Annotated in this window: 32 protein-coding genes; 31 read left to right on the top strand and 1 reads right to left on the bottom strand. The window is 64.2% G+C overall.

The window, feature by feature from the left end:
* The 29 genes from tuf to rplQ form a co-directional block, all read left to right on the top strand.
* On the top strand, window positions 1-859 hold an 859-nt coding region (gene tuf, locus G020_RS0113495), incomplete at its 5' end, for an elongation factor Tu (RefSeq protein ID WP_029681335.1).
* Window positions 860-865: 6 nt separating this feature from the next.
* A complete protein-coding gene (rpsJ, locus tag G020_RS0113490; RefSeq protein WP_018870684.1) occupies window positions 866-1,177 on the top strand; it encodes a 30S ribosomal protein S10 in 312 nt (103 codons plus the stop codon).
* 107 nt (window positions 1,178-1,284) lie between these two features.
* Complete coding sequence (gene rplC / locus G020_RS0113485) at window positions 1,285-1,929, top strand: 50S ribosomal protein L3 (protein ID WP_024329966.1); 645 nt, start codon at window positions 1,285-1,287, stop codon at window positions 1,927-1,929.
* Window positions 1,930-1,934: 5 nt separating this feature from the next.
* Window positions 1,935-2,540 carry a 50S ribosomal protein L4 gene (gene rplD, locus G020_RS0113480; protein ID WP_024329965.1) on the top strand — a complete coding sequence of 202 codons (606 nt, stop codon included), beginning with the start codon at window positions 1,935-1,937 and terminating at the stop codon, window positions 2,538-2,540.
* Window positions 2,537-2,833 (top strand): 50S ribosomal protein L23, encoded by a 297-nt coding sequence (rplW, locus tag G020_RS0113475; RefSeq protein ID WP_018870681.1) that lies wholly within the window; start codon window positions 2,537-2,539, stop codon window positions 2,831-2,833. The genes rplD and rplW overlap by 4 nt, the downstream gene beginning before the upstream one ends.
* A gap of 2 nt (window positions 2,834-2,835) precedes the next feature.
* A complete protein-coding gene (gene rplB, locus G020_RS0113470; protein WP_018946635.1) occupies window positions 2,836-3,657 on the top strand; it encodes a 50S ribosomal protein L2 in 822 nt (273 codons plus the stop codon).
* Between the two features lie 12 nt (window positions 3,658-3,669).
* On the top strand, window positions 3,670-3,942 hold the full coding sequence (gene rpsS, locus G020_RS0113465) for a 30S ribosomal protein S19 (RefSeq protein ID WP_018870679.1): 273 nt from the start codon (window positions 3,670-3,672) through the stop codon (window positions 3,940-3,942).
* A gap of 10 nt (window positions 3,943-3,952) precedes the next feature.
* Entirely contained in the window at window positions 3,953-4,294 is a 342-nt protein-coding gene (gene rplV, locus G020_RS0113460) for a 50S ribosomal protein L22 (protein WP_018946634.1), read from the top strand.
* Window positions 4,295-4,296: 2 nt separating this feature from the next.
* Window positions 4,297-4,977 (top strand): 30S ribosomal protein S3, encoded by a 681-nt coding sequence (gene rpsC / locus G020_RS0113455; RefSeq protein ID WP_018946633.1) that lies wholly within the window; start codon window positions 4,297-4,299, stop codon window positions 4,975-4,977.
* Between the two features lie 10 nt (window positions 4,978-4,987).
* Window positions 4,988-5,401, top strand: a complete 414-nt coding sequence (rplP, locus tag G020_RS0113450) for a 50S ribosomal protein L16 (RefSeq protein ID WP_018870676.1) — start codon at window positions 4,988-4,990, stop codon at window positions 5,399-5,401.
* Window positions 5,401-5,595: a 50S ribosomal protein L29 gene (gene rpmC, locus G020_RS0113445; RefSeq protein ID WP_018946632.1), complete on the top strand. Its 195-nt coding sequence runs from the start codon at window positions 5,401-5,403 to the stop codon at window positions 5,593-5,595. The genes rplP and rpmC overlap by 1 nt, the downstream gene beginning before the upstream one ends.
* 5 nt (window positions 5,596-5,600) lie before the next feature.
* Window positions 5,601-5,867, top strand: a complete 267-nt coding sequence (gene rpsQ, locus G020_RS0113440; RefSeq protein WP_018870674.1) for a 30S ribosomal protein S17 — start codon at window positions 5,601-5,603, stop codon at window positions 5,865-5,867.
* A gap of 22 nt (window positions 5,868-5,889) precedes the next feature.
* Window positions 5,890-6,258 carry a 50S ribosomal protein L14 gene (gene rplN / locus G020_RS0113435; RefSeq protein WP_018870673.1) on the top strand — a complete coding sequence of 123 codons (369 nt, stop codon included), beginning with the start codon at window positions 5,890-5,892 and terminating at the stop codon, window positions 6,256-6,258.
* 7 nt (window positions 6,259-6,265) lie between these two features.
* Window positions 6,266-6,580, top strand: coding sequence for a 50S ribosomal protein L24 (gene rplX / locus G020_RS0113430; protein WP_024329964.1), 315 nt, complete (start codon window positions 6,266-6,268; stop codon window positions 6,578-6,580).
* 18 nt (window positions 6,581-6,598) lie between these two features.
* Window positions 6,599-7,138 (top strand): 50S ribosomal protein L5, encoded by a 540-nt coding sequence (rplE, locus tag G020_RS0113425; RefSeq protein WP_018946630.1) that lies wholly within the window; start codon window positions 6,599-6,601, stop codon window positions 7,136-7,138.
* Between the two features lie 13 nt (window positions 7,139-7,151).
* Complete coding sequence (gene rpsN, locus G020_RS0113420) at window positions 7,152-7,457, top strand: 30S ribosomal protein S14 (RefSeq protein ID WP_018870670.1); 306 nt, start codon at window positions 7,152-7,154, stop codon at window positions 7,455-7,457.
* A gap of 12 nt (window positions 7,458-7,469) precedes the next feature.
* Window positions 7,470-7,862 (top strand): 30S ribosomal protein S8, encoded by a 393-nt coding sequence (gene rpsH, locus G020_RS0113415; RefSeq protein WP_024329963.1) that lies wholly within the window; start codon window positions 7,470-7,472, stop codon window positions 7,860-7,862.
* A gap of 10 nt (window positions 7,863-7,872) precedes the next feature.
* A complete protein-coding gene (gene rplF / locus G020_RS0113410) occupies window positions 7,873-8,403 on the top strand; it encodes a 50S ribosomal protein L6 (protein ID WP_024329962.1) in 531 nt (176 codons plus the stop codon).
* A 10-nt stretch (window positions 8,404-8,413) separates the two neighbouring features.
* Window positions 8,414-8,767, top strand: a complete 354-nt coding sequence (gene rplR / locus G020_RS0113405) for a 50S ribosomal protein L18 (protein ID WP_018946627.1) — start codon at window positions 8,414-8,416, stop codon at window positions 8,765-8,767.
* Between the two features lie 24 nt (window positions 8,768-8,791).
* Window positions 8,792-9,298 carry a 30S ribosomal protein S5 gene (gene rpsE, locus G020_RS0113400; RefSeq protein ID WP_018870666.1) on the top strand — a complete coding sequence of 169 codons (507 nt, stop codon included), beginning with the start codon at window positions 8,792-8,794 and terminating at the stop codon, window positions 9,296-9,298.
* Window positions 9,299-9,300: 2 nt separating this feature from the next.
* A complete protein-coding gene (gene rpmD, locus G020_RS0113395) occupies window positions 9,301-9,480 on the top strand; it encodes a 50S ribosomal protein L30 (RefSeq protein ID WP_018870665.1) in 180 nt (59 codons plus the stop codon).
* A 1-nt stretch (window position 9,481) separates the two neighbouring features.
* Window positions 9,482-9,913 carry a 50S ribosomal protein L15 gene (gene rplO / locus G020_RS0113390; RefSeq protein ID WP_024329961.1) on the top strand — a complete coding sequence of 144 codons (432 nt, stop codon included), beginning with the start codon at window positions 9,482-9,484 and terminating at the stop codon, window positions 9,911-9,913.
* Window positions 9,914-9,915: 2 nt separating this feature from the next.
* Window positions 9,916-11,268 carry a preprotein translocase subunit SecY gene (secY, locus tag G020_RS0113385; protein WP_019590827.1) on the top strand — a complete coding sequence of 451 codons (1,353 nt, stop codon included), beginning with the start codon at window positions 9,916-9,918 and terminating at the stop codon, window positions 11,266-11,268.
* A 15-nt stretch (window positions 11,269-11,283) separates the two neighbouring features.
* Window positions 11,284-11,397: a 50S ribosomal protein L36 gene (rpmJ, locus tag G020_RS15110; protein ID WP_018935185.1), complete on the top strand. Its 114-nt coding sequence runs from the start codon at window positions 11,284-11,286 to the stop codon at window positions 11,395-11,397.
* Window positions 11,398-11,462: 65 nt separating this feature from the next.
* Window positions 11,463-11,819: a 30S ribosomal protein S13 gene (gene rpsM / locus G020_RS0113380; RefSeq protein ID WP_018870662.1), complete on the top strand. Its 357-nt coding sequence runs from the start codon at window positions 11,463-11,465 to the stop codon at window positions 11,817-11,819.
* A gap of 21 nt (window positions 11,820-11,840) precedes the next feature.
* Window positions 11,841-12,230: a 30S ribosomal protein S11 gene (rpsK, locus tag G020_RS0113375; protein WP_018870661.1), complete on the top strand. Its 390-nt coding sequence runs from the start codon at window positions 11,841-11,843 to the stop codon at window positions 12,228-12,230.
* A gap of 15 nt (window positions 12,231-12,245) precedes the next feature.
* Window positions 12,246-12,866, top strand: a complete 621-nt coding sequence (rpsD, locus tag G020_RS0113370) for a 30S ribosomal protein S4 (RefSeq protein WP_018870660.1) — start codon at window positions 12,246-12,248, stop codon at window positions 12,864-12,866.
* Window positions 12,867-12,896: 30 nt separating this feature from the next.
* Window positions 12,897-13,886, top strand: coding sequence for a DNA-directed RNA polymerase subunit alpha (gene rpoA, locus G020_RS0113365; RefSeq protein ID WP_018870659.1), 990 nt, complete (start codon window positions 12,897-12,899; stop codon window positions 13,884-13,886).
* 42 nt (window positions 13,887-13,928) lie between these two features.
* Window positions 13,929-14,312, top strand: coding sequence for a 50S ribosomal protein L17 (gene rplQ, locus G020_RS0113360; protein WP_024329960.1), 384 nt, complete (start codon window positions 13,929-13,931; stop codon window positions 14,310-14,312).
* A gap of 119 nt (window positions 14,313-14,431) precedes the next feature.
* Here the strand turns inward: rplQ and uvrA are convergent, their stop codons facing one another.
* Window positions 14,432-17,284: an excinuclease ABC subunit UvrA gene (uvrA, locus tag G020_RS0113355; protein WP_024329959.1), complete on the bottom strand. Its 2,853-nt coding sequence runs from the start codon at window positions 17,282-17,284 to the stop codon at window positions 14,432-14,434.
* Between the two features lie 148 nt (window positions 17,285-17,432).
* Between uvrA and G020_RS0113350 the strand changes: the two genes are divergently transcribed.
* Both G020_RS0113350 and ssb read left to right on the top strand, forming a co-directional pair.
* Window positions 17,433-18,803: an MFS transporter gene (locus tag G020_RS0113350; RefSeq protein ID WP_024329958.1), complete on the top strand. Its 1,371-nt coding sequence runs from the start codon at window positions 17,433-17,435 to the stop codon at window positions 18,801-18,803.
* A gap of 112 nt (window positions 18,804-18,915) precedes the next feature.
* Window positions 18,916-19,307: single-stranded DNA-binding protein (ssb, locus tag G020_RS0113345; protein ID WP_024329957.1), on the top strand; the 392-nt coding region annotated here is incomplete at its 3' end.

Here is a 19,307-nt window from a genome sequence, read left to right as displayed (position 1 = left end):
CCCGATGCCGCAGACGCGGGAGCACATCCTGCTGTCGCGCCAGGTGGGCGTGCCGCACATCGTGGTGTTCCTGAACAAGGCGGACATGGTGGACGATCCGGAGCTCCTGGAGCTGGTGGAGATGGAGGTCCGCGATCTGCTGTCGAGCTATGATTTTCCGGGTGACGACACGCCGGTGGTCACCGGTTCTGCGCTGAAGGCGCTGGAAGGCGACGAAAGCGAGATGGGCGCCCAGGCGATCCACAAGCTGGTAGACGAGATGGACCGCTTCATCCCCGAGCCGGAGCGCGCGGTGGACGGTGCGTTCCTGATGCCGGTGGAAGACGTGTTCTCGATTTCCGGTCGCGGCACCGTGGTCACCGGTCGCGTCGAGCGCGGTGTGGTCAAGGTGGGCGAGGAAGTGGAGATCGTGGGTCTGCACGACACGCAGAAGACCACGGTGACCGGCGTGGAGATGTTCCGCAAGCTGCTGGACCAGGGCGAGGCCGGCGACAACGTGGGCGTGCTGCTGCGCGGCACCAAGCGTGACGACGTGCAGCGCGGCCAGGTGCTGTGCAAGCCGGGTTCGATTACTCCGCACACCCAGTTCGAGGCGGAAGTGTACATCCTGAACAAGGAAGAGGGCGGTCGTCACACGCCGTTCTTCAACGGGTATCGTCCGCAGTTCTATTTCCGCACGACGGACGTGACGGGTTCGGTCGAGCTGCCGGAAGGCACCGAGATGGTGATGCCGGGCGACAACGTGAAGATGACGGTGTCGCTGATCAGCCCGATCGCCATGGAAGACGGTCTGCGTTTCGCGATTCGCGAAGGCGGCCGCACCGTGGGCGCCGGCGTCGTCTCCAAGATTATCGAGTAAAGATCCATGGCTAATCAGCGTATTCGAATTCGGCTCAAGGCCTTTGACCACCGTCTCATTGACCGGTCAGCGGCCGAAATCGTGGAAACAGCGAAGCGGACCGGGGCCCGGGTCAAGGGCCCCATTCCGCTGCCGACCAAGCGGGAGTCGTACACCGTGCTGACCTCCCCGCATGTCAACAAGGACGCGCGGGATCAGTACGAGCTGCGTACCCACAAGCGCCTGATGGACATCATGGATCCCACGGACAAGACGGTGGACGCGTTGATGAAGCTGGACCTGGCCGCAGGGGTCAATGTTCAGATTCGACTTAACTAAGCGGAAACTTTCTGTCATAATATTGGGCTTTCCGTGGCCCGGCGTTCGGCGCCGGGCCACGACTTTGGGGCGCAGGGCCGCGCCAGCGATTACGAAGGGGTTGGAAAATGGCTCTTGGACTCATTGGTCGCAAGCTTGGAATGACGCGCGTGTTCACCGAAGAGGGCGCGTCGGTGCCGGTCACGGTGCTCGAGGTGGACAATAATCGCGTGGTCCAGGTGAAGCGTGCCGACAGCGATGGCTACGACGCGGTGCAGGTCACGGCCGGCTCGCGCAAGCCGCAGCGGGTGAATCGCGCGGCGAGCGGGCACTTCGCCGGGGCCGAAGTCGAACCCGGGCGGGGGCTCTGGGAATTCCGCCTCGATGGTGAAGAGGCCGAGGGCGTGAGCCCGGGCGACGCGATGACCGTCGATCGGTTCGAAGAGGGCCAGATGGTCGACGTGACCGCGCAGAGCAAGGGCAAAGGTTTCCAGGGGACGGTCAAACGGCACAATTTCCGTACCCAGGACGCCACCCACGGTAACTCGCTGGCCCATCGGGCGCCGGGATCCATCGGGCAGAACCAGAGCCCGGGTCGCGTGTTCAAGGGCAAGAAGATGGCGGGCCAGATGGGCGCCGAGCGAAAGACCATTCAGAATCTCAGTGTGGTCCGGGTCGATGCGGATCGCGGACTGCTGCTGGTCAAGGGTGCCGTTCCCGGTCCGTCCAGCGCGGACGTGATGATCCGTCCGGCAGTCAAGGCGAAGGGTTGATAACGATGCAGATGACAACAGCCGATACCGGGGCCAGTGTGGAGCTTTCGCCCGCCTGCTTCGAACGCGAGTTCAATGACTCGCTGGTCCACCAGGCCGTGGTGGCGCAATTGGCGGCCGCCCGTCGCGGGACCCGCGCGCAAAAGACTCGTTCCCAGGTCTCCGGAGGCGGTATCAAGCCGTTTCGGCAGAAGGGCACGGGGCGAGCGCGCGCCGGTACGATCCGTAGTCCGCTGTGGATCGGTGGCGGCAAGGTGTTTGCGGCTCGCACGCGGGATTTCTCGCAGAAGCTGAACCGGAAGATGTATCGCGCCGCGCTGGCGTCGATCCTTTCCGAGCTGGTGCGGCAAGAACGGCTGAAGATCGTTTCCAGCTTCAGCGTGGATAGCGGCAAGACGCGTGATGGTGTCGCCGCGCTGCGCCGGCTCGGGATGGAGTCCGGTCTCGTCGTCCTCGATGCCGAGGATGAGCGGACCGACCGGGCATTGAGGAACGTGCCGCGCGTGGATGTGGCGACCCTGGGCGAGATCGGTCCGGCCAATCTCGTCGGAGCCGAAACCGTGGTGATGACCGAAGCGACCGTGCGCCGGATCGAGGAGTGGTTGGCATGAATGGCCGTCTGATGCAGGTAATCCAGGGCCCGGTGGTGTCGGAAAAAGCGACGATGGCCGGGGAGGTCGGGCAATACGTGTTCAAGGTGCTGCCCGACGCAAGCAAGGCCGAGGTGAAGGCTGCCGTCGAGCAGCTTTTCGAGGTGCGGGTGGAAGGCGTGCGCACGCTGCGGCAGCAGGGCAAGACCAAGCGGTTCGGTCGCCAGTTCGGACGGCGGAATCACTGGAAAAAGGCCTATGTGTCGCTGGCCCCGGGCGAAAGCATTGACATGGGTGAAGGGGAGCAGCTCTGATCATGGCTATTATCAAGACCAACCCCACGTCGGCCGGTCGCCGGCACACGGTGCAGATTCGCGGAGACGGTCTGCATCGAGGCGAACCATATCCGGGCCTGGTCGAGAAGAAGCAGCGGACCGGCGGGCGCAACAACACCGGCCGCATCACTTCGCGGCATATCGGCGGTGGGCACAAACAGCGCTACCGTACGGTCGACTTCAAGCGGACGAAGGACAATATTCCGGCTCGCGTCGAGCGGCTGGAATACGATCCGAACCGCAGTGCTCACCTGGCGCTTCTGCTGTATCGCGATGGCGAACGTCGGTATATCATTGCGCCGCGCGGGCTGAAAGTCGGGGACACGGTTTCGAGCGGGTCGCAGGCGCCGATCCGGCCCGGCAATGCCATGGCGCTGCGGTCCATCCCGGTGGGCACCACGGTGCACGGCATCGAGCTGAAGCCTGGCAAGGGCGCGCAGCTGGTGCGCTCGGCCGGTGGCAGCGCGCAGGTGGTGGCCCGTGAAGGGCAGCTGGCAACGGTCCGGCTCGCGTCCGGAGAGATGCGCCGCATTCAGTCCGAGTGCCGTGCCGTGGTTGGCGAAGTCGGACACTCCGAGCATTCCCTGCGCAAGTTTGGCAAGGCCGGCGCACGCCGCTGGCAGGGCAAGCGCCCGACGGTCCGCGGTACGGCGATGAACCCGGTCGACCATCCGCATGGGGGCGGTGAAGGCCGCAACTTCGGTCGCCATCCGGTGACCCCGTGGGGGCGCCCGACCAAGGGATTCAAGACCCGTAACAACAAACGTACCGACCGCATGATTGTGCGTCGGCGCAAGAAGTAACGGAGCACGAGCATGCCGCGTTCACTGAAGAAAGGCCCGTTCGTTGACCATCACCTGCGCCAGAAGGTGGAAGTGGCGGCGGAAAAGAACGACCGTCGTCCGATCAAGACCTGGTCCCGGCGTTCGATGATCATTCCGCAGATGGTGGGTCTCACCATCGCGGTGCATAACGGGCGGCAGCATGTCCCGGTGCTCATCAACGAGAACATGGTTGGCCACAAGTTGGGCGAATTCGCCGCGACCCGGACCTTCAAGGGTCACATCGCCAACAAGAAATCGCGCTGAGGACGGTTTGATGGAAACGATCGCAAAACTCCGGTTCGCGCGGATGTCGCCGCAAAAGGCGCGGCTGATTGCTGACCAGGTTCGTGGCATGCCGGTGGAGAAGGCGCTGAACGAACTTGCGTTCAGCCGCAAGAAACCGGCGGCCATCGTCAAGAAGGTCCTGGAATCGGCCATCGCGAACGCCGAGAACAACGATGGCGCCGATATTGACGAACTGCGCGTGTCGCGGATCCAGGTCGACGAAGGCCCGGTGCTGAAGCGCATGCAGGCCCGCGCGAAGGGCCGCGGCAACCGTATTCTTAAGCGCACGAGCCACGTGATCGTGGGTGTCAGCGAGAAGGGGGCGAAGTAAGCATGGGTAACAAGGTACATCCGACCGGCATTCGCCTCGGCATCTCGCGCCCGTGGTCCGCCACCTGGTATGCGGACGGCGAGGACTTCGGCGCTACGCTGAACAACGACATCCAGCTGCGGGAATTCCTCCTGAAACGGCTGAGCCACGCGTCCGTGAGCCGCGTGATCATCGAGCGCCCCGCTAAGGCAGCGCACATCACGATTCAGACGGCACGTCCGGGTATCGTGATTGGCAAGAAGGGCGAAGACATCGAGAAGCTGCGCCGGGAAGTGGCGCGCGAGACGGGTCTGGACCAGGGTTCGGTCAAGATCAATATCGAGGAGGTCCGCAAGCCCGAAATCGAGGCCCAGCTGGTGGCCGAGGGCATCGCCCAGCAGCTGGAGCGCCGCATCATGTTCCGTCGGGCGATGAAGCGGGCGGTGGGCAACGCGGTGCGCCTGGGCGCCGAAGGCATCAAGGTGCATGTTTCGGGTCGCCTGAATGGCGCCGAAATCGCCCGGTCCGAGTGGTATCGGGAGGGTCGTGTTCCGCTGCATACGCTTCGTGCGGATATTGACTACGGATTCGCCGAGGCGCGAACGACTTACGGAATCATCGGCGTGAAGGTCTGGATCTTCAAGGGTGAGGTCTTCAGCCTGGAGCCCACCGAAGGCCGCCGCGCCGCGGCCAACGCGAGCTAGGACATAAGCCATGTTGCAGCCAAAAAGAACCAAGTTCAGGAAGCAGTTCAAGGGGCGCAACCGCGGTATGGCGTCCGTGGGCGCCAAGGTGAGCTTCGGCGAGTACGGGCTCCAGGCGGTCGAGCGCGGTCGCGTGAACGCCCGGCAGATCGAAGCCGCACGGCGGGCGATGGTCCGTCACATCAAGCGCGGCGGAAAGATCTGGATTCGGGTGTTCCCCGATGTGCCCGTCACCAGCAAGCCTCTCGAAGTCCGTATGGGCAAGGGCAAGGGCGGTGTCGAGTACTGGGTATGCAAGGTCCAGCCGGGCCGCATGCTTTACGAAATGGAAGGGGTCAACGAGGACGTCGCGCGCGAGGCGTTTCGACTCGCCGCTGCGAAGCTCCCCGTGAAGACCGTGTTTACGCGTCGGCAGGTGATGTGATGAAAACGTCCGAACTCAGGAACAAGTCCGATCAGGAACTCGGGGGTGAACTCGAGGCCCTGTACAAGGAACAGTTCGGTCTGCGCATGCAGCAGGCCGTCGGGCAGCTTTCGCGTCCCGACCGCATGAAAACCGTGCGGCGCGACATCGCCCGGATCAAGACGCTGATGAACGAACGCAGAACGGCGGGTTAACGAAGATGAACCAGGAAACGACGAAAACCCAGCGCTCCGTTGTGGGTCGCGTGGTCAGCGACAAGATGGACAAGACCCGCACGGTCGTGGTTGAACGGCGCGTTCGGCACCCGCTGTATGGCAAGTTCATTCGCCGCTCGACGAAACTTCGCGTCCATGACGAGGAAAACGTGTCGAAGGAAGGCGATCGCGTACGGGTTCGGGAGTGCCGGCCCATGTCGAAACAGAAGCGCTTTGCCCTGATCGAAGTGGTCGGGCGCGACGCGCTGTGAACCGGATCCCGGGAGAACATCCATGATTCAGATGCAGACCGTCCTTGAAGCCGCCGATAACTCCGGCGCGCGCCGCATGCAGTGCATCAAGGTCCTGGGCGGATCCCATCGGCGATACGCGCGGATCGGGGACGTCATCAAGGTGTCCGTCAAGGACGCCATTCCCCGGGGCAAGGTCAAGAAAGGCGACGTGTACAATGCCGTGGTCGTGCGTACCGCCTCCGGCGTCCGTCGCTCCGATGGATCGGTGATCCGGTTTGACCGTAACGCTGCGGTGCTGCTGAACAGCCAGTACCAGCCGGTCGGGACCCGCATCTTTGGCCCGGTGACCCGTGAACTGCGTGGAGAGAATTACATGAAGATCATTTCTCTCGCGCCGGAAGTGCTTTGAGGACGTCATGAAAAAGATTCGCAAGGGTGACGATGTCGTCGTGATCGCCGGTAAGGACAAAGGCCGGCGTGGCACGGTGATCAAGGTGCAGGACGACCAGGTCCTGGTGCAGAACATGAACATGGCGAAGAAACACCAGAAACCGAATCCGCAGCAGGGCGTCAGCGGCGGCATCATCGAGAAGGAGATGCCGATGCATATTTCGAACGTTATGCTGTACAACCCGGCAACCGCCAAGGGTGACCGGGTCGGAATTCGGACGCTGGAAGATGGCCGAAAGGTTCGGGTGTATCGCTCGAACGACGAGGTCGTGGACGCTTAACTGCAGGAATATCGGTTTATGGAACGCTTGAAAGAAGATTACGAGTCCAGGATCAAGCCGGCCCTGCAGGAGCAGTTCGGTTACGGCAACGTCATGGAGATCCCGCAGGTCACCAAGGTCACCCTGAACATGGGGCTTGGAGATGCGGTCGCTGACAAGAAGATCATCGAGCATGCGATGGGCGACATGACGGCGATCGCGGGGCAGAAGCCGGTCGTGACCCGGGCGCGCAAATCCATCGCCGGATTCAAGATTCGCGACGGATATCCGATCGGTTGCAAGGTGACGTTGCGGCGCCGCCAGATGTACGAGTTTCTGGATCGTCTGATCAATATCGCGCTGCCTCGTGTACGCGATTTCCGCGGCTTCAGTCCGAAGGCGTTTGACGGCCGCGGCAATTACACCCTCGGGGTGAAGGAACAGATCATCTTTCCGGAGATCGATTACGACCGCGTCGATCGCCTCCGGGGGATGGACATTACGATTACGACCAGCGCCAAGACGGACGCGGAAGCCCGGGCTCTCCTGGAGGCCTTCAACTTCCCCTTCCGGCAGTAAAGAGGTAAGAGGAATGGCCAAGGTATCGATGGTCCAGCGTGAGCGTAAGCGTGAGCGCCTGGCGAAGAAGCACGCCGAGAAACGGCAGGAACTCAAGGCGATTCTCGTCGACGAGAACCGGTCCGGCGAAGAGCGTCTGGAGGCGATGAACAAGCTGCAGAAGCTGCCGCGTGACTCCAGTCCCGTGCGGCAGAAGAATCGCTGTGCCGTGACCGGTCGGCCGAAGGGTTACTATCGCCGGTTTGGCCTGGGCCGAAACAAGCTTCGCGAGTACGCCATGAAGGGCGAGATTCCGGGGCTGCGCAAGGCGAGCTGGTAAGGAGAAACCGCCATGATGACCGATCCGATCGCCGACATGCTCACCCGGCTGCGCAATGCACAGCGCGCCGACAAGGAGCAGGTGTCGATCCCGTATAGCAAGAACAAGGAAGCGATTCTCCGTGTGTTCGCGGACGAGGGCTTCATCGCCGATTACCGTTCGGAAGGCGAAGGTGCTCGCAAGGTGTTGGTCGCCACCCTGAAGTATTTTCAGGGCCAGCCGGTGATCGAGACCGTTCAGCGCATCTCGCGGCCGGGGCTGCGGATTTACCGCGGCAAAAACGAGCTGCCCCGCATCAATGCCGGTCTGGGTGTGGCCGTGATCTCCACGCCGCGCGGCGTGATGAGCGATCGCGCCGCACGCGAGATCGGTCAGGGCGGCGAAGTGCTCTGCAAGATCTACTGAGGACGATTCGATGTCTCGCATTGCAAATCTGCCGCTGGAGCTGCCCAACGGGGTGTCTCTCGATCAGCAGGGCGACCGCATCACGGTCAAGGGGCCCAAGGGGGAGATCTCCCTCTCCGTCCCCGAGACCGTGCAGGTCTCCGTCGAGGACAATACCGTGACCGTGCAGCCCAGCGAGAAGGCGAAGACCTACGCGATGGCCGGAACCATTCGGTCGCTGCTCGGCAATCATGTCCATGGCGTGAGCCAGGGCTTCGAAATCGTGCTGGAGCTGGTCGGGGTTGGCTACCGGGCACAGGTTCAGGGCAAGAACCTGAATCTGACGCTCGGATTTTCTCATCCCATCGATTTCACGATTCCGGAGGGCGTGAGCGTCGAGGCGCGTTCGCCCACCGAAATCGCCGTGCAGGGGCATGATCGTCAAAGCGTCGGCCAGGTGGCCGCCGATATCCGCGCGCTGCGTCCCCCGGAGCCCTACAAGGGCAAGGGCGTGAAGTACAAGGACGAGCGTATCCAGCGCAAAGAAGCCAAGAAGAAGTAGGTAGGCACCAGTGGACAAGAAACAGGCCAGAATCAAGCGGGCACGTCGGGCGCGGTACAAGATTCGCGAGCAGGGCGTTCACCGTCTCTGTATCCATCGCACGCCGCGGCACATGTATGCACAGCTCATCGCCCCCAACGGCGACAATGTGGTGGCCGCGGCCTCCACGGTCGAGAAGGATCTGCGCGAGGCGGGAACCTACACCGGGAATGCGGACGCTGCCGCGCGCGTGGGTCAGAAGATTGCCGAGCGTGCGCGCCAGGCGGGTATCCAGGAAGTCGCATTCGACCGTTCCGGATTCCGCTTCCATGGTCGGGTGAAAGCCCTGGCCGATGCTGCCCGCGAGGGCGGGCTCCAGTTCTAGCAGACGGACCCAGCGGAGATAACAATGGCACGTAATGATGTAAGTGAAGCCACCGATGGGCTCCAGGAAAAGCTGATCGGCGTCAACCGTGTAGCCAAGGTCGTCAAGGGCGGCCGGCAGTTCCGGTTCGCCGCCCTGACCGTGGTCGGCGATGGCGAAGGCCGCGTGGGCTTCGGGTATGGCAAGGCGCGCGAGGTCCCGCAGGCGATTCAGAAGGCGATGCAGCAGGCGCGCCTCGAAATGCGGGATGTGGCGTTGCAGGAGGGCACGCTGCACTACGCCGTGAACGGCCGCCACGGGGCGGCGAAGGTCTACATGCAACCGGCATCCGAAGGTACCGGGATCATCGCCGGCGGCGCGATGCGCGCGGTCCTGGAGGTCGCGGGCGTCAAGAACGTTCTGGCGAAGTGTGTCGGATCCCGCAACCCCATCAATGTGGTGCAGGCGACGATCAACGGACTGGCCATGGTGAACTCGCCCGAACTGATCGCGGCGAAACGCGGCAAGTCGGTCGAAGACGTGAAGAGCTGATCATGAGCAAACTCAAAGTGAAACTCGTGCGCAGTCCGGCGAATCGCATCCGCAGCCACAAGGCGACGGTTCGGGGTCTCGGTCTGCGCAGGATGCACAGTACCTCGGTGATCGAGGCGACGCCCGAGAATCTGGGGATGGTGCGCAAGGTGCGCTATCTCCTGGACGTAGAGGAAGTCTGAAATGCGACTGAATGAGATTGCGAGCCCGCAGGGCGCCCGGAAGGCCGGGAAACGGGTCGGTCGCGGCATCGGCTCCGGCCTGGGAAAGACCGGCGGACGTGGCCATAAGGGGCAGAAATCTCGCTCCGGCGGTTTCACCAAGACCGGCTTTGAGGGTGGCCAGATGCCGTTGCAGCGTCGGCTGCCCAAGGTCGGCTTCCGCTCGCGCCGTCAGGCCGAAACGGCCGAAGTGCGCCTGAACGAACTCAACCGCGTTGGCGGCGAGATCAGTCTGGAGACGCTGAAGCAGGCGGGTGTCATCCCGGTCGAGGCGCGTGCCGCGAAGATCTTCGCCTCGGGCGAGGTGTCCGGCGCGGTCACCGTCCGTGGTGTTCGGGTCTCCAGGGGTGCGCGCGCGGCGATCGAGGCCGCGGGCGGCAGCGTCGAGGTCTGACAATGGCGCGCGGACCGGCAGCCCGAGCGGGTGGTGGAGGCGGACTGACCGGCTTCACCGAGTTGCGCAAACGCCTGCTGTTCGTGCTGGGCGCGCTGGTGGTCTATCGGATCGGGACGTTCATTCCGGTGCCGGGCATCAATCCGGTCGCGGTGCAGCAGTTCTTTGAACAGCAAAGCGGCACCATACTGGACATGTTCAACATGTTCTCCGGCGGTGCGCTGGAGCGTCTGTCGGTCTTCGCGCTGGGAGTGATGCCGTATATCTCGGCGGCCATCATCATGCAGCTTCTGGCTGCGGTGGTGCCGTCTCTGCAGCAATTGAAAAAGGAAGGGGAAGCCGGCCGCCGGAAGATCACACAGTACACGCGGTATGGCACCGTGGTGCTGGCTCTGTTTCAGAGTATCGGGATCGGTATCGCGCTGAACGGGCAGACCATCCAGGGCATGCCGATGGCGTTGAATCCGGGTCCGATCTTCATCTTTACCGTGGTGGTGTCGCTGGTCACGGGAACGCTGTTCCTCATGTGGCTCGGTGAACAGATCACGGAACGGGGCATTGGCAACGGCATTTCGATCATCATCTTCGCCGGAATCGTGGCGGGTCTGCCGGGCGCGATTGGCGGAACGCTGGAACTGGCGCGGACTGGCGAGCTGGCTGCCGCCTTTGTGGTGATCCTGCTGATCCTGGCGCTGGCGGTTACGGCCTTCGTGGTCTTCGTGGAGCGCGGCCAGCGGCGAATTACGATCAACTACGCCAAACGGCAGGTGGGTCGCAAGATGGTCGGTGGGCAGTCGTCCCACCTTCCGTTGAAGCTGAACATGGCCGGGGTGATCCCACCGATCTTCGCGTCGAGCATCATCCTCTTCCCGTCGACACTGGGACAGTGGTTCGGGCAGGCCGAGGGGATGGACTGGCTGCGGGAGATCTCGACCACGCTGGCGCCCGGGCAACCATTGTACGTGGGCTTTTATGCCGCCGCGATCATATTTTTCTGCTTCTTCTATACCGCCCTGGTATTCAATTCGCGGGATACGGCGGAGAACCTGAAAAAACAGGGTGCGTTCATACCCGGGATCCGTCCCGGTGTGCAGACGGAGCGCTACATTGACGGTGTGATGACCCGGCTGACAGCAGTGGGTGCGGTGTACATCACCGCGGTGTGTCTGCTGCCCGAGTTCCTCATCCTGTACTGGAACGTGCCGTTCTACTTTGGCGGGACGTCGCTGCTGATCATCGTGATCGTGGTCATGGACTTCATGGCGCAGCTGCAGTCGCACCTGGTATCGCACCAGTATGAAGGTCTGATGAAGAAGGCGAATCTCAAGGGTTTCGGCGGGACCGGGATCCGCTAGCACAGGAGAAGTAAAATGAAGGTACGCGCATCCGTTAAGCCGATTTGCCGCAACTGCAAGGTGGTGCGTCGCAACGGGACCGTCCGTGTGATCTGTACGGAAGCCCGTCACAAGCAGCGCCAGGGCTGAGCTTGGCCGCTGACCGAAACGCTGATACTATAGTCGGCTTTGCCGAATCTTGATGGAGAAGTTGGATGGCTCGCGTCGCTGGAATCAATATTCCTGATCAGAAGCATACGGTGATCGCACTGACGTCGATCTATGGCATTGGTCCCACGCGTGCCCGGCATATCTGCGATTCCGCCGGGGTGCGTCCGGAGATGAAGGTGAGGGATCTCACCGATGCCGAGGTGGATGCGCTGCGGGCCGAGGTCGACAAGTTCCCGGTGGAAGGGGACCTGCGGCGCGAGATCAGCATGAACATCAAGCGACTGATGGATCTCGGTTGCTACCGGGGCGTACGCCATCGTCGCGGCCTTCCGCTGCGCGGGCAGCAGACGCAGACCAACGCGCGCACCCGCAAGGGCCCGCGGCGTCCGATTCGCAAGTAACACGACTGGGAATACAGGTTAATGGCACAAGCGCAGACCCGGACCAAGAAAAAGGTCCGCAAGAACATCGCCGAGGGCGTCGCGCATGTCTACGCGACGTTCAACAACACGATCATCACCATCACCGATCGCCAGGGCAACGCCATCAGCTGGGCGACGTCCGGCGGGTCCGGCTTTCGCGGCTCGCGCAAGTCGACGCCCTTCGCCGCGCAGGTGGCGGCCGAGCGCGCCGGCAATGCAGCGGCGGAGCACGGGGTGAAGAACCTGGACGTCGAGGTCCGCGGCCCGGGGCCGGGGCGCGAGTCGGCGGTGCGTGCGCTGAATAACGCGGGTTTCAAGATCACGAACATCAGTGACGTGACACCGATCCCGCACAATGGTTGCCGGCCGCCCAAAAAGCGGCGCGTCTGAGGCTGGAGTCGAATTATGGGTCGTTATATTGGACCGAAGTGCAAACTGAGTCGTCGCGAGGGTGCCGATCTCGGTCTGAAGAGCCGGGCGCGCGCACTCGAGACGAAGTGCAAGCTGGATCAGCCGCCGGGTCAGCATGGCGAACGCCGTACGCGGCTTTCGGACTATGCGGTACAGCTGCGCGAGAAGCAGAAGCTGCGCCGGACGTACGGTGTACAGGAAAAGCAGTTTCGTAATTATTACCACAAGGCTGCGCAACGGAAGGGTTCGACCGGGGAGAATCTCCTGAAGCTCCTCGAAGGCCGTCTGGATAACGTGGTCTATCGCATGGGCTTCGGCTCGACGCGCTCCGAAGCGCGCCAGCTCGTGGCGCATCGCGCGATTCTGGTCAATGGCCGGGTTGTGAACGTGGCGGCCTATCAGGTTCAGCCGGCGGATGTGGTGAGTGTTCGCGAGAAGGCCCGCAAGCAGGTTCGGATCCAGGATTCCATGACCCTGGCCGAACAAAGCGGTCTGCCCGAGTGGGTGGAGGTCGACAGCAGCAAGTTCGAGGGCACCTTCAAGGCGGTGCCGGATCGTGCGGATCTGCCGGCCGACATCAACGAGTCGCTCGTCGTCGAGCTTTATTCGAAGTAACCGCCAGCGGGCATTTCGCCGGGAGCATCAATGCAAGCCAACGAACTGGTCAACAAACAGCAGATCGAGGTCGAGTCCGAGGCGCGGAATCAGTCGCGCGTGGCGCTCGAGCCGCTGGAGCGGGGATTCGGGCACACGCTCGGCAATGCGCTGCGGCGGGTGCTGCTGTCTTCGATCCCGGGTGCGGCGATCGTCGAAGCCCGCATCGAGGGCGTGCTGCACGAGTACACGACCATTGAGGGTGTGCAGGAAGACGTCGTGGACATCCTGCTCAACCTGAAGGGCGTGGCGCTGCGCATGCATGCGCGGGATGAGTCGACGCTCACGCTGAAGAAAAAGGGTCCGTGTACGGTGACCGCTGCGGACATCCAGGTGGACCATGACGTCGAAGTGGTCAATCCGGAGCACGTGATCGCCACGATCAACAAGGACGTTGAACTGGACATGACGCTGACGGCGCGCACGGGGGAAGGCTACGAGCCGGTCACCGCCCGCCAGAGCGGCGGCGAGACGGACGAAACCGGGATTGGTCGTCTGCAGCTGGACGCGACGTTCAGCCCGATTCGTCGTGTGGCGTATCGGGTGGAAAGCGCCCGTCTGGCCCAACGTACGGACATGGATCGGCTGGTGCTGGAACTGGAAACGAACGGAGCAATTGCTCCGGACGATGCCGTTCGGCAGGCTGCGACCATCCTGCAGGGGCAACTGGCGCCGTTCGTCGATCTGCAGGAAGAGGCCGCCGAAACCGCGACCGGTGGTGCCAGTGCCGTGGATCCGGTGCTGCTGCGTCCGGTGGACGAGCTTGAGCTTACCGTGCGCTCGGCGAACTGCCTGAAGGCCGAGAACCTGTACTACATCGGTGATCTGGTCCAGCGTACGGAAGTGGAGCTGCTGCGTGCCCCGAATCTCGGCAAGAAGTCGCTGACCGAGATCAAGGACACGCTTGCGACCCACGGGCTTTCCCTGGGTATGCGGCTGGAAAACTGGCCGCCGCCGGGTTTGCGGGACGAGAACGAGTAATCAGTGGGCGTCACACGCCAATAGCATTCAGAGGATAGTCCAATGCGTCATCGTCATTCCGGCCGGCAGCTCGGCCGCAACAGTTCGCACCGCAAGGCCACCATGAAGGCGCTGACGAATGCGCTCATTCGGCACGAGCTGATCAAGACCACACTGCCCAAGGCGAAGGAGCTTCGCCGGGTAGCCGAGCCGTTGATCACCCTGTCGAAGAATGACAGCGTGCATGCACGGCGCGAGGCGTTCTCCCGGCTGCGGGACAAGGAAACCGTAGGCAAGCTGTTTTCCCAGCTTGGTCCGCGTTATCAGGAACGTCCGGGTGGGTATCTTCGCATCCTCAAGTGCGGCTTCCGCGCGGGGGACAACGCGCCGATGGCCTACGTGGAGCTGGTGGACCGTCCGATGCCTGACGAGGAAGAGGCGGCCTGACGCCAGGTCGGTTGCCGCTGTGAGATGAGGCCGCCCTTCGGGGCGGCCTTTTTCGTTTGGGGATCGTGGTCTGGCCCGTGGGGTAACAGTGCGGGCGGGTCGAGTTTGCGCCGGGCGCGTCAGGCAGAGGCATTCTCGCTGGCGGGCCAGGGGGTGAGCATCGGGCCGAGGAAGTGGCCGGTATGGCTGGCGGGGGTGGCCGCGACGGTTTCGGGTGTTCCGGCGACGATCAGCTGCCCGCCCCCGCTGCCGCCCTCGGGTCCGATGTCGACCAGCCAGTCGGCCGTCTTGATGACGTCGAGGTTGTGTTCGATGACCACGATGGTGTTGCCGTGGTCGCGCAGACGATGCAGGACGCGAAGCAGCTGGGCGATATCCTCGAAGTGGAGACCCGTAGTCGGTTCGTCGAGGATGTAGAGGGTCTTGCCGGTGTCGCGTTTGGACAGTTCGCGGGCGAGCTTGATGCGCTGGGCTTCGCCGCCGGAGAGGGTGGTGGCGTTCTGCCCGAGCTGGATGTAGGAAAGCCCGACCTCCATCAGCATTTCGAGCTTGCGATGGATGACGGGTACCGGCTGGAAGAAGTCCAGCGCCTCTTCGACGGTCATCTCGAGGACCTCGTGGATGTTCTTTCCCTTGTAACGAACCTCGAGGGTCTCGCGGTTGTAGCGCTGGCCGCGGCACACGTCGCAGGGCACGTAGACGTCCGGGAGGAAGTGCATCTCGACCTTGATGACGCCATCACCCTGGCAGGCCTCGCAGCGCCCGCCGCGCACGTTGAAGGAAAAGCGGCCGGGCTTGTAGCCGCGTGAGCGGGCCTCAGCGGTGGCGGCGAACAGCTCCCGGATGGGGGTGAACAGGCCGGTGTAGGTCGCGGGGTTGGATCTTGGCGTGCGGCCGATCGGGCTCTGGTCGATGTCGACCACCTTGTCGATCCGCTCGAGCCCTTCGATGCGGTCGTGGTCGGCGACCGGATGCCGCGCGTTGTGCAGGGTGTTGGCGGCGGCGGGATACAGGGTGGCGTTGACCAGGGTGGACTTGCCGGAGCCGGAGACACCGGTCACGCAGGTGAACAGCCCCAGTGGGAATTCAAAGTCGCCGCCGCGCAGATTGTTGCCGCGCGCACCGCGAACCCGGAGTGTATGGTCCGGATCGGCGGCGTGGCGCTGGTCGGGGATCGCGATACTGCGCCGCCCCGAGAGGTAGGCGCCGGTCAGGGAGCCTTCGCTGGCGGCGATCTCGGCCGGTGTGCCCGCGGCCACGACTTCACCGCCATGGCGGCCGGCCCCGGGTCCGATGTCGAGGACATGATCGGCTTCGCGGATGGCGTCCTCGTCATGTTCCACCACGATGACCGTGTTGCCGAGGTCGCGCAGGCTGGCCAGGGTGTTGAGCAGGCGCGCGTTGTCCCGCTGGTGCAGGCCGATGGAGGGTTCGTCGAGGATGTACATCACGCCGACCAGTGCCGAGCCGATCTGTGACGCCAGGCGGATGCGCTGGGCCTCGCCGCCGGAGAGGGTTTCGGCGGAACGGTCCAGCGTCAGGTAGTCCAGGCCCACATCCACCAGGAAACCGAGCCGCGCGGCGATCTCGCGGACGATCTTTTCCGCGATGCGTGCGAAGCGCCCCGGCAGCTCGAGGTCGTCGAAGAAGGCCTGGGCGCCGGCGACGCTCATGTGCGTGACCTCCGGCAGGGTGTGGCCCTTGACGAACACGTTGCGCGCGGCGGCATTGAGACGGGTGCCATGGCAGGAGGGGCAGGGCTGCTCGTTGAGATAGCGACCCAGTTCCTCGCGCACGGCTGCCGAATCGGTCTCGCGGTAACGGCGTTCGAGGTTGGGGATGATGCCCTCGAAGACCCGGTGGTCGGTGCGCAGGCGCCCGTTCGCGGCCGGGGTGCTCAGGGGGATCTCCTCGGTGCCGGAGCCGTGCAGGATCACGGCCCGGACCTCCGCCGGCAGGTCCTTCCACGGCGTCTCCACATCGAAGCCGTAGTGGCGTGCCAGGCTGTTCAGGAGGCTGAAGTACCAGGCGTTGCGGCGATCCCACCCCCTTACCGCGCCCCCGGCCAGGCTGACCTCGGGCTGGGCGACCACACGCTCGGGGTCGAAATACTGGTGCACGCCCAGGCCATCACAGGTGGGGCAGGCACCGGCGGGATTGTTGAAGGAGAACAGGCGCGGTTCCAGTTCGCGCAGCGCATAGCCGCACACCGGGCAGGCGAAGCGGGCCGAGAAGGTCATCGGCTCGCGTTCCGGCTCGTCCATCCAGGCGACCAGCGCCAGGCCGTCGGCCAGCTCGGTCGCGGTCTCGAAGGATTCGGCCAGGCGCTGCCGCAGGTCCTCGCGGACCTTGAAGCGGTCGATGACGATCTCGATATTGTGCTTGCGTTTGGGGTCCAGCTCGGGCAGGGCGTCCAGTTCGTGGATCTCGCCGTTGATGCGCGCACGCAGATACCCGTGGGCACGCATGGATTCCAGCAGCTTGTGGTGTTCGCCCTTGCGGTCGCGCACCACCGGCGCCAGCAGCATCAGCTTTTCGCCTTCGGGCATCTCCAGTACCTGGTCGACCATCTGCGAGATGGTCTGTGCGGCCAGGGTCTCGCCGTGATCCGGACAGCGCGGCTCGCCGGCGCGGGCGAACAGCAGGCGCAGGTAGTCATAGATCTCGGTGATGGTGCCGACGGTCGAGCGCGGGTTGTGGGAGGTGCTTTTCTGCTCGATGGAGATGGCCGGGGACAGACCGTCGATCTGGTCGACATCCGGTTTTTCCATCATCGACAGGAACTGCCGCGCGTAGGTCGACAGGCTCTCGACGTAGCGTCGCTGGCCTTCGGCGAACAGGGTGTCGAAGGCCAGCGACGACTTGCCCGACCCCGAGACTCCGGTGATCACGATCAGCCGCTCGCGCGGCAGTTCGATGTGCAGGTCCTTGAGGTTGTGGGTGCGGGCGCCACGGATCTGGATGTTCTGCATCATGGGGTGACGGATACTCCGGAGTCGTTGGGGAACGGCAGCCGGCGGCTGCCAGCCGGCCATGGTAACACCCGGTCACGGCCCGCCGGGTGCGATAGACTTTCGCCTCCGTTCATTCACCGGCGTGCCATTCAGGAGTCCTGACCACATGAATGCCCGCGAGTTGCGAGCCACCACCGGGCTGGCGGCCATTTATGGAGTGCGCATGGCCGGCCTGTTCCTGATCCTGCCGGTGTTCATGCTGCACGCTGACGATATCCCCGGTGCCACGCCGCTGCTCGCCGGGCTGGCGCTGGGGATTTACGGCCTGACCCAGGCGGCCCTGCAGATTCCGTTCGGCTTGCTCTCCGACCGGCTCGGCCGCAAGCCGCTGATCGCCGCGGGGCTGGGGCTGTTCGTGCTGGGCTCTCTGGTGGCGGGGTTCGCCGAGGACATTCACGGGATCATCCTTGGGCGGGCGCTGCAGGGGGCCGGTGCGGTGGCTGCCGTCGTGCTGGCGCTGACCGCAGACCTGGTGACGGAGGAGAGGCGCACGCGGGCACTGGCGGTGATCGGCCTGACGATCGGCCTTACGTTCACCGTGTCCATGGCGCTGGGGCCGGTTCTGGACCGGGGCATCGGGCTCTCGGGCATCTTTCTGGTCGCGGCGGGACTGGGTGTGCTGGCGCTGGTGATCCTCCTGGTGTGGGTGCCCTCGCCGGGGCGGCTGCGTCAGCACCCGGACATGGTTCCGCAGTGGGCGGCCCTGCCCCGGGTCCTGGCGGACCCCGATCTCGCGCGGATGAATGCGGGGATCTTCATCCTGCACCTGGTCCTGGCGGCGAACTTCCTGGTGCTGCCGACGTTCCTGGTCGACGGGGCCGGGCTGGCACCCGCCGACCACTGGGCCTTCTACCTGCCAGTGCTGTTGACCGGTTTCGCGCTGATGCTGCCCGGGGTGATTCTGGGCGAGCGCCGCCGGCGCATGCACGGGGTGCTGCTGGTGGCCATCGGATTGCTGGTGGTTGTTCAGGCAGCCCTGGGGCTGGTCTTCCATCTGGGCGGCGATGTCTGGGTGCTCGCGCTGTTGATGGTCGGCTTTTTTGCCGCCTTCAATCTGCTGGAGGCAGGCCTGCCCGCGATGGTTTCGCGCGCCGCGCCGCTGGCTCACAAGGGGACCGCGATGGGTGGCTTCGCGACCGCCCAGTTCCTCGGCATCTTTGCCGGTGGTGCTCTGGGCGGGGCGTTGCTGGGCCTCGCCGGGCCGGTGGCGGTGCTGCTGGCCAGCGTGCCCGCGCTGATGACGTGGCTCCTGCTGGCCCGCGGACGCACCCCGGAGCACCTCGTTACCCGGACCCTTGCGGTGCCCGCGGTCTGGGAGGGGTATCCGGTGCGTTTGCTGGATGAACTGCGCGCCTGCCCCGGCGTCGCGGAGGTCGTGCTGTCACCGGATGCGGGTTCGGTTTATCTGCGCCTGCGGCCGGAGCTACAGGAGGAGGGAGCTCTGCAAGCCTGCCTGGAGCGGGGGCCGGCCCGGTGACCGGCTCGCACTCCGGCGGGCGATCCGCGTCACGCGGGCGGGTTCTGTTGCGCCCGTCAGCGCCTGCTACACTATCGGCTCGATTAACCCGTGCCCGACACAAGGAGTTCCCATGGCCCGCGGAGTCAACAAGGCGATCATTCTCGGCAACCTCGGTGCCGACCCCGAAAAGCGCGAAACGCCCGGCGGGGCGACCGTCACCAACTTCCGCGTGGCCACCACGGAGCAGTGGACCGACAAGCAGAGCGGGGAACGGCGCGAAAACACCGAATGGCACCGGGTCGTAATGTTCGGTCGTCTGGCCGACATCGCCGCGCAGTATCTGTCCAAGGGCTCCCAGGTGTACATCGAGGGCCGGATCCAGACCCGCAAGTGGCAGGGGCAGGACGGTCAGGATCGCTATACCACCGAGATCGTCGCCAGTGACATGCAGCTGGTCGGTGGACGCGGCGGCGGTGGCGCCGGCGGTGCCGCTGCTGCCGGTGGTGGCTACGGCGGCGGTTA

Origin of the sequence: Thioalkalivibrio sp. ALR17-21, assembly GCF_000420185.1 — a bacterium.
In the GTDB taxonomy this organism is placed as follows: Bacteria; Pseudomonadota; Gammaproteobacteria; order Ectothiorhodospirales; family Ectothiorhodospiraceae; genus Thioalkalivibrio; species Thioalkalivibrio halophilus.
The sequence above is the reverse complement of the archived record's forward strand: the minus strand, read 5'-3'. Positions and strand labels throughout refer to the sequence as shown.

Bases quoted from the DNA above. Each gene is read 5' to 3' on its own strand.
- rpsJ (WP_018870684.1), top strand. From the start codon at position 866: ATGGCTAATCAGCGTATTCGAATTCGGCTCAAGGCCTTTGACCACCGT.
- rplC (WP_024329966.1), top strand. From the start codon at position 1,285: ATGGCTCTTGGACTCATTGGTCGCAAGCTTGGAATGACGCGCGTGTTC.
- rplD (WP_024329965.1), top strand. From the start codon at position 1,935: ATGCAGATGACAACAGCCGATACCGGGGCCAGTGTGGAGCTTTCGCCC.
- rplW (WP_018870681.1), top strand. From the start codon at position 2,537: ATGAATGGCCGTCTGATGCAGGTAATCCAGGGCCCGGTGGTGTCGGAA.
- rplB (WP_018946635.1), top strand. From the start codon at position 2,836: ATGGCTATTATCAAGACCAACCCCACGTCGGCCGGTCGCCGGCACACG.
- rpsS (WP_018870679.1), top strand. From the start codon at position 3,670: ATGCCGCGTTCACTGAAGAAAGGCCCGTTCGTTGACCATCACCTGCGC.
- rplV (WP_018946634.1), top strand. From the start codon at position 3,953: ATGGAAACGATCGCAAAACTCCGGTTCGCGCGGATGTCGCCGCAAAAG.
- rpsC (WP_018946633.1), top strand. From the start codon at position 4,297: ATGGGTAACAAGGTACATCCGACCGGCATTCGCCTCGGCATCTCGCGC.
- rplP (WP_018870676.1), top strand. From the start codon at position 4,988: ATGTTGCAGCCAAAAAGAACCAAGTTCAGGAAGCAGTTCAAGGGGCGC.
- rpmC (WP_018946632.1), top strand. From the start codon at position 5,401: ATGAAAACGTCCGAACTCAGGAACAAGTCCGATCAGGAACTCGGGGGT.
- rpsQ (WP_018870674.1), top strand. From the start codon at position 5,601: ATGAACCAGGAAACGACGAAAACCCAGCGCTCCGTTGTGGGTCGCGTG.
- rplN (WP_018870673.1), top strand. From the start codon at position 5,890: ATGATTCAGATGCAGACCGTCCTTGAAGCCGCCGATAACTCCGGCGCG.
- rplX (WP_024329964.1), top strand. From the start codon at position 6,266: ATGAAAAAGATTCGCAAGGGTGACGATGTCGTCGTGATCGCCGGTAAG.
- rplE (WP_018946630.1), top strand. From the start codon at position 6,599: ATGGAACGCTTGAAAGAAGATTACGAGTCCAGGATCAAGCCGGCCCTG.
- rpsN (WP_018870670.1), top strand. From the start codon at position 7,152: ATGGCCAAGGTATCGATGGTCCAGCGTGAGCGTAAGCGTGAGCGCCTG.
- rpsH (WP_024329963.1), top strand. From the start codon at position 7,470: ATGATGACCGATCCGATCGCCGACATGCTCACCCGGCTGCGCAATGCA.
- rplF (WP_024329962.1), top strand. From the start codon at position 7,873: ATGTCTCGCATTGCAAATCTGCCGCTGGAGCTGCCCAACGGGGTGTCT.
- rpsE (WP_018870666.1), top strand. From the start codon at position 8,792: ATGGCACGTAATGATGTAAGTGAAGCCACCGATGGGCTCCAGGAAAAG.
- rpmD (WP_018870665.1), top strand. From the start codon at position 9,301: ATGAGCAAACTCAAAGTGAAACTCGTGCGCAGTCCGGCGAATCGCATC.
- rplO (WP_024329961.1), top strand. From the start codon at position 9,482: ATGCGACTGAATGAGATTGCGAGCCCGCAGGGCGCCCGGAAGGCCGGG.
- secY (WP_019590827.1), top strand. From the start codon at position 9,916: ATGGCGCGCGGACCGGCAGCCCGAGCGGGTGGTGGAGGCGGACTGACC.
- rpmJ (WP_018935185.1), top strand. From the start codon at position 11,284: ATGAAGGTACGCGCATCCGTTAAGCCGATTTGCCGCAACTGCAAGGTG.
- rpsM (WP_018870662.1), top strand. From the start codon at position 11,463: ATGGCTCGCGTCGCTGGAATCAATATTCCTGATCAGAAGCATACGGTG.
- rpsK (WP_018870661.1), top strand. From the start codon at position 11,841: ATGGCACAAGCGCAGACCCGGACCAAGAAAAAGGTCCGCAAGAACATC.
- rpsD (WP_018870660.1), top strand. From the start codon at position 12,246: ATGGGTCGTTATATTGGACCGAAGTGCAAACTGAGTCGTCGCGAGGGT.
- rpoA (WP_018870659.1), top strand. From the start codon at position 12,897: ATGCAAGCCAACGAACTGGTCAACAAACAGCAGATCGAGGTCGAGTCC.
- rplQ (WP_024329960.1), top strand. From the start codon at position 13,929: ATGCGTCATCGTCATTCCGGCCGGCAGCTCGGCCGCAACAGTTCGCAC.
- uvrA (WP_024329959.1), bottom strand. From the start codon at position 17,284: ATGCAGAACATCCAGATCCGTGGCGCCCGCACCCACAACCTCAAGGAC.
- G020_RS0113350 (WP_024329958.1), top strand. From the start codon at position 17,433: ATGAATGCCCGCGAGTTGCGAGCCACCACCGGGCTGGCGGCCATTTAT.